Source organism: Micromonospora sp. WMMD967 (assembly GCF_029626165.1).
GTDB lineage: Bacteria > Actinomycetota > Actinomycetes > Mycobacteriales > Micromonosporaceae > Micromonospora > Micromonospora taraxaci.
Window position 1 is genome coordinate 7300854 of record NZ_JARUBK010000001.1, and the last position, 14150, is coordinate 7315003.

At 68.5% G+C, this 14150-nt stretch carries 7 protein-coding genes; 3 read left to right on the forward strand and 4 right to left on the reverse strand.

The window, feature by feature from the left end:
- Positions 1-45 precede the first annotated feature (45 nt).
- The 3 genes from O7631_RS32950 (at position 46) to rocD (ending at position 3552) form a co-directional block, all read left to right on the forward strand.
- On the forward strand, positions 46-960 hold the full coding sequence (locus O7631_RS32950) for a DMT family transporter (RefSeq protein WP_278147787.1): 915 nt from the start codon (positions 46-48) through the stop codon (positions 958-960).
- A 565-nt stretch (positions 961-1525) separates the two neighbouring features.
- Positions 1526-2341: a dimethylargininase gene (gene ddaH, locus O7631_RS32955; protein ID WP_278148096.1), complete on the forward strand. Its 816-nt coding sequence runs from the start codon at positions 1526-1528 to the stop codon at positions 2339-2341.
- Entirely contained in the window at positions 2338-3552 is a 1215-nt protein-coding gene (rocD, locus tag O7631_RS32960; RefSeq protein ID WP_278147788.1) for an ornithine--oxo-acid transaminase, read from the forward strand. Before ddaH ends, rocD begins: the two co-directional genes overlap by 4 nt.
- A 162-nt stretch (positions 3553-3714) precedes the next feature.
- Here rocD and O7631_RS32965 read toward each other — a convergent pair whose 3' ends face one another.
- The 4 genes from O7631_RS32965 to O7631_RS32980 all read right to left on the reverse strand — a co-directional run bounded on the left by O7631_RS32965 (position 3715) and on the right by O7631_RS32980 (position 14102).
- On the reverse strand, positions 3715-4869 hold the full coding sequence (locus tag O7631_RS32965; protein ID WP_088987833.1) for an FHA domain-containing protein: 1155 nt from the start codon (positions 4867-4869) through the stop codon (positions 3715-3717).
- The gene (locus O7631_RS32970; protein WP_278147789.1) at positions 4866-5159 is read right to left on the reverse strand and encodes a 4a-hydroxytetrahydrobiopterin dehydratase; all 294 of its coding nucleotides are present in this window, start codon (positions 5157-5159) and stop codon (positions 4866-4868) included. Before O7631_RS32970 ends, O7631_RS32965 begins: the two co-directional genes overlap by 4 nt.
- Before the next feature lie 85 nt (positions 5160-5244).
- Positions 5245-5490: a hypothetical protein gene (locus tag O7631_RS32975; protein ID WP_278147790.1), complete on the reverse strand. Its 246-nt coding sequence runs from the start codon at positions 5488-5490 to the stop codon at positions 5245-5247.
- A 161-nt stretch (positions 5491-5651) separates the two neighbouring features.
- Entirely contained in the window at positions 5652-14102 is an 8451-nt protein-coding gene (locus tag O7631_RS32980) for a DNRLRE domain-containing protein (protein ID WP_278147791.1), read from the reverse strand.
- Positions 14103-14150 lie beyond the last annotated feature (48 nt).

The window sequence follows — 14150 nt, forward strand, 5'->3', positions numbered from 1 at the left end:
CCACCCTCTTCCGACGGCCACCACGCATTCAACAGGAGGTGTGTAGTGGTCAGGATTCCTTCGCTGTCCCGCCGGTCCGAGCCGGCACCGACGCGGGACGAGAACCTCGACGGTCGCATCGACGGCCGCGACACCCAGCTCGCCGACCGGGACGACTCGACGGTGACCGGCGGCCGGACCAGCGACGGCGACACCGGCCGTCCGGCGGTCGCGGACCGGGACGCCGACCAGACGACGTACCGCAGCGCCGCCGCGACCGACGACCAGCCCGGCGAGGCCGAGCGGCGCGCCGCCGCACGAGCCGCGGTCGCCCGCGCGGCCACCGCCCGGCCGGCGGAGAGCGGGGCGACCCCCGCCCGTCCGGTCGAGACCGAGTCCCGCAGCGGCGCCACCGGACCGGTCGAGACCGAGTCCCGGAGCAGCACCGCCCGTCCGGTCGAGACCGAGTCCCGCAGCGGCACCGCCCGTCCGGTCGAGACCGAGTCCCGCAGCGGCACCGCCGCGACCGCGACGCGCACCGCCGAGCGGGACGCGGACCTCGACAGCACGACCCGGCGAACCGACACCACGGACCGGGTCACCACCGATCGCCCGGCCGACCCGACCGCGCCCGAGGCGCCGGTGACGCGCGGCCCGAAGCCGCGGGCCAGCCTGCTGGCCACCCTCGGCCTGATCGTCTCCGTCGCCGGTGCCCTGTTCGTGCTGACCGGGACCCTGGCCGGGTACGGCATCGGGCTCGGCGCGTTCGGCGCGGTGCTCGCGGTGCTCGGCCTGATGGCCACCCGCCGTCGGCACGTCGCCGGCAAGACGGACGCCCTGTTCGGCGTGCTCATCGGGCTTGCCGCAGTGGTCATCGGGGTGCTCGCGATGACCGGGCAGTTCGACTGGCCGACCACCGACGGCGACTGGGTGCAGCGCTTCCGCGAGTGGCTTGACTCACAGTTTGTCGATCGTTTCTAGCGGGCACTGTTCCGCTCGCCGGTGATGCACCGGCAAACGCCGGCGGTTCGCCGGCAGCCCGAACAACCCGGTGGTTCACCGGCCGGGCAGACACCCTTTCAGGGGCGGCGGTTCGCCGCCCCTGAAGTGTTTTTCAGGTTAGACGGTTTCGGTCCAGATCGCCGCGCGGCGATCTCGTGCGTCCCCGCCGCCGGGAGAACCACGTACACCGTCCTTTGCTCTGCATACCCATATGCGCCACGGCGCGTCCGGCAGGCGACCGTCGCGCGGCGCCGTGTCCCGGCCGGGTGGTGCACATAGGGCAGCAGAGCAAAGGCTCCGAACGAGCCCCTGGCCTCCGGCCCGACCCAGGCCCTCGGCTCCAGCCCCCGGCCCTCGGCCCGGCACCTCCACGCTCCAACGCAACGAATCGCGTCAGACAGCCAGCCACACGCAACGAATCTTCGGTCTGCGCAACTCTCAGTGGTGGATCCTGCCGCTTAAGCCGCATAACGTTGAGCAACGGCGCCAGCCCGTGGGCCACGGTGGCCGGGCGCGCCCGACCCCTGGGAGCAGGACAATGACGATGGACGCCACCAGCCAGCGCCTGTTGATGTGCCGGCCGACGTACTTCGCCGTCGACTACGCGATCAACCCCTGGATGGACCCGACCGCGCCGGTGGACCCCGCGCTGGCCGTCCGGCAGTGGGAGCAGCTGCGCCAGACGTACCTTGACCTGGGCCACACCGTCGAGGAGATCACTCCGGTGCCCGGCCTGCCCGACATGGTCTTCGCCGCCAACGGCGGCACGGTGATCGACGGCAAGGCGATGGCCGTGCAGTTCCGCGACCCGCAGCGCGCCGACGAGGCGCCCGCCTACCGGGCCTGGTTCGAGGACGCCGGCTTCGAGATGTACGACCCGAAGCACGTCAACGAGGGCGAGGGCGACGTCCTGCTGGCCGGCGACCACCTGCTGGCCGGCACCGGCTTCCGCACGGCGCACGCCTCGCACGCCCAGTTGCAGGAGGTCTTCGGCTACCCGGTGATCACCATGCAGCTCGTCGACCCGCGCTTCTACCACCTGGACACCGCGCTGACAGTGCTCGACGAGCAGACCGTGGCGTACCTGCCGGAGGCGTTCTCCCCCGGCAGTCAGGCGGTGCTGCGCCGGCTCTTCCCCGACGCCGTGCACGCCACCATGGCCGACGCCGAGGTGCTGGGCCTCAACGCGGTGAGCGACGGCCGGCACGTGGTGCTGCCGGCCCAGGCCACCGACCTGGCCGCCAAGCTGCGTGACCGGGGCTACGAGACCATCGGTGTCGACCTGTCCGAACTCCGTAAGGCCGGCGGCGGACCGAAGTGCTGCACGCTGCGACTCCGTCAGGGAAAGGCAAGCAAGTGATCGATGACATGCTGCGGACGCCGGGAGCGGTCCGGGACGCCGAGCGCTGGACGGCGCACAACTACCACCCGCTGCCGGTGGTTATCTCGTCCGCCGAGGGCGCCTGGCTGACCGACGTGGACGGCAAGCGCTACCTGGACTGCCTGGCCGGCTACTCCGCGCTGAACTTCGGCCACCGGCACCCGCAACTGATCGCCGCCGCGCACGCGCAACTGGACCGGCTCACGCTGACCAGCCGCGCGTTCATCCACGACCAGTTCGCCGACTTCTGCCAGGAGCTGGCCGAGCTGTGCGGCAAGGACCTGGTGCTGCCGATGAACACCGGCGCCGAGGCGGTCGAGACCGGGATCAAGGTGGCCCGTAAGTGGGGCTACCAGGTCAAGGGCGTGCCCGCCGGTCAGGCCAACATCGTGGTCGCCGAGGGCAACTTCCACGGCCGTACGACCACCATCGTGAGCTTCTCCACCGACGACGACGCCCGCGCCGACTTCGGGCCGTACACCCCGGGCTTCAAGATCGTGCCGTACGGCGACCTGGACGCCCTGGCCGCCGCGATCGACGAGAACACCGTCGCGGTCCTGCTCGAGCCGATCCAGGGCGAGCAGGGCGTGGTGGTGCCGCCGGAGGGCTACCTGCCGGGTGTACGACAGGTCTGCACCGAGCGCGACGTCCTCTTCATCGCCGACGAGATCCAGTCGGGTCTGGGGCGTACCGGCGCGACCTTCGCCTGTGACCACGAGGGCGTCGTGCCGGACATGTACCTGCTCGGCAAGGCCCTCGGCGGCGGCATCGTGCCGGTGTCCGCGGTGGCCGCGAACGCCGACGTGCTCGGCGTGCTCAAGCCCGGCCAGCACGGTTCGACCTTCGGCGGCAACCCGCTCGCCTGCGCGGTGGCCGTCGAGGTGGTGCGGCTGCTGGCGACCGGCGAGTTCCAGCGCCGCTCGGCGGAGCTGGGTGAGCGGCTGCGGGCCGGCCTGGAAGGGCTGGTCGGCAAAGGTCTGGTCGGGGTGCGCGTACGCGGTCTGTGGGCCGGCGTGGACATCGACCCGGCGCTGATGAGCGGTCGGCAGGCGTGCGAGCGCCTGATGGAGCGCGGCATCCTCGCCAAGGACACCCACGGCTCCACGATCCGGCTCGCCCCGCCGCTGGTCATCACCGAGGAGGAGATCGACCTGGCGGTGGCCGCGCTCGCCGAGGTGCTCGCCGGCTGACGGACCGCACCGGCCAAGATCTGCGCAACGACAGGGAAAGTGCTGCCTTGACACCAACTGAGGCAGCACTTTCCCTGTTCATGTGCGGATCTTGCCGCGCCGCGCCGGGGCGGCGCGGCGCGGCGCGGGGTGGAGTGGAGTGGGGTGATGCGGGGGGCGGCGTCAGGGGCGGGGTAGGCGCATCGCCATCGTCGGAGCCTCGGCCATGACCGAGGTGGGGGTGAACGGGGCGCCGGTGGGCAGTTCCTCCGCCCGGCCGATCTGCACGCCCGGGTACAGCTCGATCATGTCGTTCTCGCCGAGCACCCGGGACTGCTGCGGAGCCAGCGGAATGCGGTCCGACTCCGTCATCGAACCGGCCGGACGGATGCCGGAACCGTTGGTGCTGATGTCGGTCACGATCACCTCACCGACCCGCAGCTCGAACTGGACGTGACCACGGCTGATCCACCGCCGGGCCTCGTCGTTGAGCCACTGCCCCAGCATGATCCCGCCGTCCTGCTCGGGAGCCCGACCGGCCACGATCGGCTGCTCCTCGGTCAGCACGAACCGCCGCCGGACCAGGCCACCGACGCGCACCGCGAGCACCTCGCTACGCGGACGCGGGCCGCCGTCACCGAGGCGTGCCCCATGTCGGGGGCAGGTCGGCACGCCGTTGCGCAGCGCGGGCGGCGGCTGCGCGGCGGGGCTGCGGTCGGCACCCCCGGCCAGGTCGGCGAACGCGCCACCACCGCCACCGCCTCCGAACAGCGCGCAGCCTGACTCCGGGCACCGCCACTGCCGGGCCAGCAGCTTCGCGCCGGTCGGCGAACGCTTGCCGGCGACCGGCGCGTGGCCGCCGCCGACGTGCGCGATGAACGCCGGCCCACCGGCGCCCGGCACCGGGGCCACCACCCGACCGGGCTGCTCGACCAGCCACGGGAACCGCCCGCGCAGCCCGTCGAAGCGGACCCGGCTGAGCACCGGCAACCCGAGCAGGTCGGCGACCTCCAACATCCGGTCGCCCGGGTTGTCGAGCACCTCGACGAGCCCGTCGTCGGCCCAGCGGCGGACCACCATCCGCTCGTTGGAGGTGAGGTCGGCGTCGGAGAGCAGAGCCCGGTGCACCACCGCGTAGACCTGGACGCTGTCCTCTTCCAGCTCCCGGGACAGGGCGTCGATGACCATGCCGAGGCGCAGCAGGCTGGCCGGCCGACCGCCGTCGATGTCCTGGTAGCGGATCACCTCGGCCAGGTCGAGCACCGCTCGGGCCAGCGACGGGTCGGTGCAGACCCGTCCCTCGATGGCATCCAGGACCTTGCTGATCTCGAATCTCATGCCGCACTCCGGACGATGTCGTCAATGCGCCGGGCCAGCTCGAAGTCACGGCGGGTGACCCCACCGGCCGAGTGCGTGACACAGCGGAAGGTCAGGGTCCGCCATCGGATGTCGATGTCGGGATGGTGGTCGAGTTCCTCGGCCACCGCCGCCACCCGGTCCACCACAGCGATGGCGTCCGGGAAACTGCCGAGCTGAGCGGTGCGACCGATGCCGGTCGGGTCACCCGACCAGTCGGGCAACCGGCCCAGCTCTTCTCGCACCGCGTCCGCGGTGAGCAGGTCTGCCATGAGCAGACCCTACCGGTGGCGCGTCGGACGAGCCGGACGCGCCACCGGCGGAGGGCCGGGGCCTAGCCCTAGATCCTGGGCGCTCTCACGTTAAATCAGGCGCTACAGGCCCTTCGAGATCAAACACGGGCACCTGGCGTTCATCGTCGGGGTGCCACACCGAGAGGATCCACTCTCCGTACGGATAGTCACTAGTTATCTCGAAGATGTGTCCGGCGCGGGTCGTCAAACTTAGATCGAGCCCGACATCACGGGACTGCGCGCCTACCTGAACGATCTCGTCTTCGATCAGGTCATCGAGGCCAAGAGCCTGCGCTTCACCTCCTGACACCGGCGGAGACGTTGCGTCAACTCCACGTGCCAGCACGCGCCAATTTGTGTTAACACGTAGGCGCCACTGCCGTCCGCTCAGACATACGCCGTCAGCATCCGCCTCGACGCCAGTCACTGTAAGCGGGAGGAACGACGTGATTTCCGCTATCCATGGGAGCACTATGGGCCCAACTCGATGTGCGTCCGGGATCGGACATATGGCTTCGGACTCACGCCCCTTGGTGGCTGCACCGGCTTGCCCGTGAATGGACTGACCGGCGCATCGGCGCTGTTGGTAAACGAGGCTCGAAGCCCCGCGTTTCCGTTGGCAGACGGCTGCATGATGCGGATCCTGCTGCCGTCCGGTAGTTGGAAGCCCCTACCTGCCGAACGCGTGGGGAAGGTGCTGAACCCAGCCTCTCCAGCGTCGACCGCCGCCTGCAATCCTGACTCCAGCCGTGAAGCACTAGTGGGCACTGTGGTTCCGCTTGCGTCCGCCACCATCGTTGCGCGGCCACAGTTGTGCACCAGCACGGGGGTAGTGCCACCGAGAACATAGTAGGTGTGGATGTCCTCGACGGTGAGGTTGTAGACCGTGGCGTGCTCCGTCCAGCGACGTGTGCTCACCACCGACAACTCACGGCCGTCCGAGCTGATCACCTGGTCACCCGCGAGCAGTTGCCCGGCCTCGATCCACCGCTGCTCGTCCTCCACCCAGAAGGGGTGACCGGCGGTCGCGGTGATGTCGGCGGTCTCGCCCTCGGCCGCGCCGCCCACGGCGACGGTGACGTCCACCAGGTCCCGCTCACCCTCGCCACGGATCAGCCGGGTCACCGGCTTGGCCTCGGTCTCGCCCGTCTCAGGAGAGCTGGCCAGCACCTGATCACCAAGTTCGACTGCCTCGATGGGCTTGGTACTCCCGTCGGCCATCAGCACCAGCGTGCCCGGCACGAAGCTGTTGGACAGGCAGTCGGCGCCGGTCCGTGAAGCGGCCTTCCCGCCGCCACTGGCTCCGCTACGAACCCCGCCCTTGGCACCCGCAGCCGCGCCGCCCTTGGCCGCGCCGCCCCCGCCGCCGCCGGCGGCGATGCTGAACGCGTCGAACAGCAGGTGGCCGGCGGCCCTACCGGGGTGACCGGACTTGACGTCGTTGGTCAACCCGTCGGACCAGTCCTTCACGGCCTGACCCGGGTTGCTCAGCGTCTTCTTCAGCGCGTCACCGCGCGCCTTACCCCGACTCTTGGCCGCGTCACTGGTTTCCTTGTCGACCGCGGGGTTGCCGCCGACCGCGGTGTCGTAGGCCATCTGCGCGAAGCCCTGGGCGACACCCTTCGCGTCGGAACCGATCGCCGAAGCCGCGTCCTTCACGAAGTCACCGACCTCGTCGACGGCGTCGGAGAGCCAGTTGTGACCGTCCAACTCCACGTTGCTGATCGGGTTGCCACCGGCGAACGCGTACCGGTTGCCGGTGTACGGGTCGACAGCCAGGCCCAGGTCGTCCAGCGCCCCGTTGTACGAGTCCCGGGAGAGGAACCGGTTGATTCCCGGGTCATAGTCCCGGAAGCCCATGTCGTAGTCGCCGGTCGACTGGTCGAAGCGCTTGGACTGGAACCGGTACGAGTTGTACGGCGTCTTGTCCGGGTTATCGGGGTTGCCGGCCTCGGGCTTGTCGACACCGGTGAACTGACCAGCATCGTTCTTGCCGTAGGCGGTGTAGCCGTAGGTGGCCCGACCTTCGCCCTTGTCGTCGGTGATCTGCCCGATGTCCGAGGACCCGTCGTAACCGACGTACGAGTCCTCCTGGGTGTCGTCGGTGTTGGTCTTCACCTGCGACAACAGGTCACCGGCCGGACCGCGCTGGTAGGACTTGACGACCTTGGTGCCCTCCAACTCGGCGGAAATGTCGCCGGTCAGCCCGAGATACGCGTACGTGGTGGTCTTGCCGCCGTAGGTGCGGGTCGCCTGCCGGTCCAGCGGGTCGTAGGTGTAGGTCGTGGTCTTGTTGCCCGGGTTCTTGACGTTGGTGACGACGTGGTCGAAGCCGTCGTAGGTGTAACTCTCCAGCGTGGTTCCGAGCGAGGTCACCGTCTTGAGCCGGCCATACGGGTCGTATGCGTAGTCCGCTGCGCCACCGACGCTGGCGGTGGCCTTCGTCAGGCGGTTCTTGTCGTACTCGAAGTCGGTGGTGACGCTGTTGACGGTCTGCTTGACGACGTTGCTGTTGGCGTCGTGCACGTAGCTCTCGGTGCCCGCGCCGCTGCCGGTCTTGGTGACCGTACGGATCCGGTCCTGCGGGTCGTAGGCGAATGTGCTCGTCGTGTCGACGTACGCGCTGCGGTTGTCCGCGTTCTGCTTGTGCGAGACGTCCTTCGACTTCTGCCCGTTGGCCGCGTACTCGTAGGTGTGCTGGTTGACCACCGCGCCGCCGGACTTCTTCTCCACCTGGCTCTGCACCGAGCCGTTGAGGAAGTAGTCGGTGGTGACGACGTTGCCGTTGCCCTTGGTCTCGGTCGCCGTCTGCCCGCGCTTGGTGTAGCTGTAGCGCGTGTACTTCGGCTTCGGGTCGGTCGGCGACGTCGAGTTCTTGATCTCGGTGGCGAGGTCCCGCTCGGTCTCGTAGGTGTACTCGGAAATCTGCGTGTCGTGGGTGCGCTTCTTGAGAAGGTCGTTCGGCTCGTACGCGAACGTGGTGGTGTTCTTGACCGCCGTACTCTTCTTCTCTTCCACGCTGGCGACGCGGTTGAGCATGTCGTACGACACGGCGTAGGTGTCGATGGCCGCCCCGGTGCTGGTGTCCAGCATCTTGGCGAGGTTGCTGTTGACGTCGTACTCGTAGGCGAAGTTCTTGCTCGGTGTGCCCGAGCCGGCGCCGTTGTCGGACTGGGTCTTCTTCTTGCCGTCCGGGTAGTAGGACCAGTCCATCTGGCGCGGGGTGCCGCTGGCACCGGCGACCGTCCGGGAGGTCTGCGCACCGTTGTCGTCGTAGCCGTACGTGGTGGTGATGTTCCAGCCGACGTCCTTTGAGGTGCGGAGCCAGCCGTTGTCGAAGAAGGTCTGGATGGTGTCGTTGCGGGCCGACTGGTTGTTCGACGGCGGTGCGGAAATCCGCTCCAGGTTGCCGACCGTGTCGTAGTGGTACGTGGTGACCGGCGGCGTGGTGAACTGCGAGTCGTCCCGGTCGTACGGTTGCTGGACCTCTCGGACCCGGTTCACCGCGTCGTAGAGCGTTACGGTGGCGAAGTCGTCCGGATCGTTGGTGGTCTCCACTCCGCGCGGGCTGATCTGCCGGCTGAGGTTGCCGACCCCGTCGTACTCGTACTTCGTGGTGCGGTAGGTGATCGTGCCGTTTACCGACTGGTACGGCACCTTCTCCTCGATCAGCGCCGAGCGCTCGTCGTACGTCATCTGCGCCCGGTTGCCGTCCTGGTCGATCGAGACGGTCGGGTTGCCGTCCCGGTCGTACTCGACGCCCGTGCTGTTGCCCTTCGGGTCGATCGTCGTCTTGATCCGGCGGTTCAGGTCGTAGGTGAACTGCGCGGACCAGTCGTTGGGGTCGGACGTCGCGTTCTTCCGCTGGTCGATCTGCTGCCGGACGTTACCGGCCAGGTCGTAGTCGATGCTGAGTCGGCCGTTGAGCGCGTCGGTGACCTCCTTGGGCCGGTTCAGCTCGTCGTAGACGTACACGGTGGCGTAGTCCAACGGGTCGGCCGCGGTCAGCATGCCCTTCGGCTCGGTCACCTTGATGACGTTGCCCACCTGGTCGTACTCGTACTTGGTGGTCGACGCCTCGGAGTTGGAAGTGTCCTTCGGTGTGGTGACAGTGCTCGGCCGGTCCAGCGCGTCGTAGACCGCTGTCGTCACCGCCCCGGTCGGCGACGTCTGCTGGGTGACGTTGTCGTTCTTGTCGTACACAGGAGCGGGGGTGGTGATGTACACGCCGTTCGCGGCATCCTTCGGAACCTTCTGGGTCAACGGACGACCGAAGCCGTCGTACGTGTAGGTCGTGGTGCGCGGCTTCGGGTCGGTGACGGTGAGCACGCTGCCGATCGGCGAGTACGTGTACTTCGTGACCTCGGTCAACGGGTTGGTGATCGTGCGCGGGTAACCGACCGGGTCGTAGTCGGCGTAGACGGTGCTGTGCTTGTTGGCGTCCGTCGCCGTGGTCATCCGCCCGAACGTGTCGTAGGCGTAGCTGGAGGTGTAGTCACCCTCGAGGCTCGTGGCGGTGCCCTTGGGATCGGTCACCGAGGTGAGATTGCCGACGGCGTCGTACCCGAACTTCCAGTGCCGGCCCTCCGGCGAGTACTTGTCGGTCAGCTCGGCGGTATGCCCGGCCAGCCCGTACCGGTAGTCCATCCGCAGGCCGGGGGTGTTGTTCCGGTTGGCCTCGGGATCCTTGATCTCCAGCGGGTAGCCGGTCACCTGGTCGAACCGCCAGGTGGTGATCGCCCCGTTCGCCTCCTCCATCCGGGAGACGTTGTTGTCCGCGTCCCAGCCCAGGAGGGTGGCCTGGTTCTTGGCGTTGGTGATACGGGTGGCCCGACCGAAACCGTCGATCATGCTCTCGGTGGTCCGACCCTTGGGGTCGGTCACCGTGGTGAGCACCCCGTCGCTGGCTTCGCCGTCCGGGTCCTGGTAGTCCACCAGGGTGTTCTTGAGCAACCGGTCGGTGACCATGCTCACCTTGCCCTGGAGGAACTGGTCACCTGCCTCGTTGTAGGCGATCTTCGACACGGCCGTCCGCGGGTCGACCACCCTGGTCAGGCGGGCGTTCTGCGGCCCCTGCGACTCGTCGTAGACGAAGCCGAAGGGCTTGGCGTCGGCGGTGCCGGATCCGTCGGTGACCTCCCGGAGCAGTCCACTGTCGCTGTAGACGAAGGACATCACCCGCCCGCTCACGTCGGTGATCGATTTGAGCTGGTTGATGATCCGCCGGTTCTGCAGGTTCGTCAGGCTCTGCTTCGTGCCGTTGACGAACGCGGTGTAGCTGTCCCCCGCGGCGTAGTAGTCCAGGGACAACGTCCGCCGGTTTTCCGGATCGGTCAGGTAACGCAGCATCGCGGTGTTGCGGTAGTCGACCTGCATCCGCTCGTAGGTGAACAGGAGCTGGTTGCCGTTGCGGTCCCGCACGGCACTCTGGTAGCCCTGCTCGTCGAAGACGAACTGGCTGCGGTCCGGTCGCGTCATCGTCCACGCCTGGCTGGTGTCGCCGCTGCCGGTGCGTTGCAGGTACAGGTGCACCCCGGCGGGCTGCACGTAGCGCCAGTCCGCGGTGTTCGCGCTGTTGTGTTTGTCCAGGTTGAACAGATGGGTGGTGCCGTCACCGTCGGTCATCGCGACCTGCTGCGGCCACGTGCTGTCCCCGCCCCGGAACTGCAACGGCGACCCGAGCCGGACGGCACTCGACGTGGACAACGACCAGCCCAACCCCATCGACGAGGTGGACGTGTCCTGACTGTTGTAGGTCAACCGGACGAAGGTCGACACGCCTCGGCTCGGGTTGGCCAGCGGGTTGTAGCCGAAGACGGCGTTACCGGAGAACTGGTTGACCATCAGCGACGAGCCGGAGCCCGCGCTGCCGCCGGCGTACTGGTAGAACTTCTCCAGCCCGAGCTGGTCGGACGTGGGGTCCTCGACGGCCACCGCCTGGTCGAGGGGTTGGATCTGAGTGCCCTCCGACAACCACTGCCCGGAGTTCTTGTTACGCAGGTCCCACTTCAGGACGTAGTCCTCACGGCGATCTCCGTCACCACCGCCGGCGGGGGCCTTCACGGTGGCGTTGATGGTGACCACGCCGCCTGGCGCCTGCGCCGACGGCAACGGCGTCTCGATCGGGTTGCCCGCGTTGGTGGCAGGGGTGCCGTCCGGGCGCGTCCAGTGGTACGACAGCACCCAGTCCGACGGCGACCACACCGACGACGTGGTGTTGGTGACGGTGACCGGCACCAGGTACTGGTCGCCCGGGATCATCCGGCTCGGCGTGTTCGGCGCGTGGTAGGTGCTGGCGCTGTTCGGCACCGTGTAGATGACCCGCAGCCGGGGCCGCAGCGACGGCTCGGCCGCCTCGGCGGAGAGGAACAGCACCCGCTGCTCCACGCCGGCCTCGTTGGCAAGCCGGATCTGCACACCCTTGTTGTTGCTCGCGTTGTCCACCCAACGCTGCACCAGCGGACCGGCCTCCCAGTTGACCCAGCCCGGGTCACCGTTGAGCGAGCCGACAGTGGACTGCACCGTCGACTCCACGTCGCCGCCCGCCGTGGTCCAGCGCGTCCCGGACTGGGCGCTGTTCCACGTCGACGTCGTCTCACTGAAGTCGCGGGTCAACCCACGGAGCTGGAACTGCTGCTGGCCGGCGCCGTCGCCCTCGGTGTACCAGCCCCACAGGCCGACCTGCGCGTTGACGATCTTCGCCTGCGCCGGCAGCCCGGTGACGTTGGGGAACTTCAGCACCACTCGGCTGTTGCCGTAGATCGAGCCCTTGTTGCCGACCTGAAGCTCGCCGCCGGCATCCAACTTGTCCCAGTTGTTGTCCGGCTTTGCGCTTGTCAACGTGTTGTCGTCCGCGCCGGTGAAGAACCTGATCACCTGGCCGGCCTTGGGCAGCCGCACCATCTGGGTCTGCGCCGGGATGACAGTGCCGTCGCGCAACCGCACGGCGACCATGTAGAAGTAGGCCTCGCCGAACTGGCTCGCCGAGTTCGCCGGGGTGGGCGTCGCGTGGGTGTCCGAGTACGTGGTGCGGCCCGGTCGGATCGGGGCGACCAGGGTGGACGCGTTCGGCATGAAGTTCTGCGTCGTGCTGGAATGCACCTGGTACTCGACCAGGTCGTCGTCCGGCGACGACGAGGGGTCGGTGTACGACGACCAGGACAGGTCGGCGCCGGTGGCCCGGACGGTGGTCACCGGGTTCAGCGCGACGCCGGGCTTACCCCAGGTCAGCACCAGCTTCGGGCCGTGGTCGTCCTCGCCGCCGTAGGAGAAGTCGCCGGACTCGTACCGTGGGCCGCCGTTCTTGTTGGTCTCGTCCTTGCCCTTGACCATGAAGCCGTAATTCGTCGCGGGATTGTCCAGCCAGCTCTGCACGATCGAACGGACGCTGTAGCTGTGCCAGGCGTTGGTCTGGTGCAGTGGCTTGGTCACCTCGGCCCGCTTGACCAGCCGCACCGCGTCGGCCACGACCTTCTTGTTGGCCACGTCACCGAGCACCACCTTGTGCGTGGTGCCCGCCTTGAAGCCGTAGGTGCCGATCGACACCCAGTTCTGGCTGCCGGAACCGGTGGTCTGGTTGACCGTCTTGACCACCGAACCGCCGTCGTAGTAGACGGTGTAGGGCGCGTTCGTGGCCCGGTCCGAGCCCGGCACGTAGTGCACGTACACCTCGTACTGACCGTCCTCGGTCACGCGCGGCACCCAGGTGAACGTCTGGCCGGTGGACGCGTCGGCGTTGTACCGGTAGGCACCGTTGTTCGCCAGGCTGCGGTCGGTGGCCGTGGCACCCACCCACTCACCGCTGGCGGACACCTTCGCGGTTTCCGCCTCGTCCACCTGCTCCCGGTTCTCCCCGACCTCGGCGAACTTGGCGCTCATGCTGCTCCACGTCGCGGTGGTCTCGTTCCACGCCGCGGTCACCCGACGCGCCTCGAACGCCATCGCGGCGTCGTCGGCGCCACCGTGGGTCTGGTCGAAGTACATCTGCAACTGCGCCGAGTCCAGGACGGTGTTGGCCGGCACCTTGGACAGGTCGAACTTGGTCAGGGAACGGAACGTGCCCCCCGTCGAGGCACCGGCGGAGAGCTTCCAGGTGCTGTCGAAGTTCTCCGTGGGGCCACCGGAGGCGAGCATCACGTCCTGGGCCTGGTTCAACGTCGGTTGAACCTTGATCGTCGGATCGATCACCACCGGGTACTTGCGGGCCGGGTCGCGCAGCCAGGCGTCGTCAGCGGCGACCGTCACCAGCGTGCGGCCGTCCTCCTGGCTGACCCGTTGGCTGACCTGGTAGCTCATCGCCTTGCCGACCACCGAGGCCTGGTCGTCGGCGCTGTCGTACATGTACGGCCGAGGCATCGTGAACAGCGCCGGCCCTTGCCGGTCCGTGGCGAAGAACGACACCGAGCCGTCGGCCTGCGGCACCGCGCGGACCGAGTCGGTGTCCAGCGTGAACGTGTACGTGGCCGGCCCGCTCGGCGGGGCGGCCAACACGATCTGCTCCTTCACCGCTGACGGCGTCACCTCGTAGACGAGGTCAGCCCCGGCGACGGCACCCGGATAGGTAACCCGGTTGCCGCTCGCCGTCGGGCGCAGGGCACGCGGGCCGCCGGTCAGCCCGAGGGTCAATCCGTGGTCGCCTGTCGAGTACGACAGCACACGGTCACTGCGGTCGCCGAACCTGCTGACGAACTCGTTCTGGGTGGCGGCGTACGGATACCCCGAGGTGCCACCGCTCGACACTGTCGTCTTGATGTCCTGCCAGCGACCCTTGCTGTCGCGGTAGTGGACCGGCTCACGACTGGCCTCCGCCTGCATCCGCCCGTCGGCCAGCAGGAAGACCTTGGTGCTCGCGGTGCGGCGGTCGGCGAGTTCGCGGACCCGGCGTGCCGGCGGTATCGCCTCGGCGGTGACCGGAGTGGCCACCGAGGGCAGAACCTTCCCCGGACCCGGCGGGGTCTCCGGCACGTCTCG

Coding starts and splice junctions, on each gene's coding strand:
- O7631_RS32970 (WP_278147789.1), bottom strand. CDS start 5,159: ATGGCAGACCTGCTCACCGCGGACGCGGTGCGAGAAGAGCTGGGCCGG.
- O7631_RS32965 (WP_088987833.1), bottom strand. CDS start 4,869: ATGAGATTCGAGATCAGCAAGGTCCTGGATGCCATCGAGGGACGGGTC.
- ddaH (WP_278148096.1), top strand. CDS start 1,526: ATGGACGCCACCAGCCAGCGCCTGTTGATGTGCCGGCCGACGTACTTC.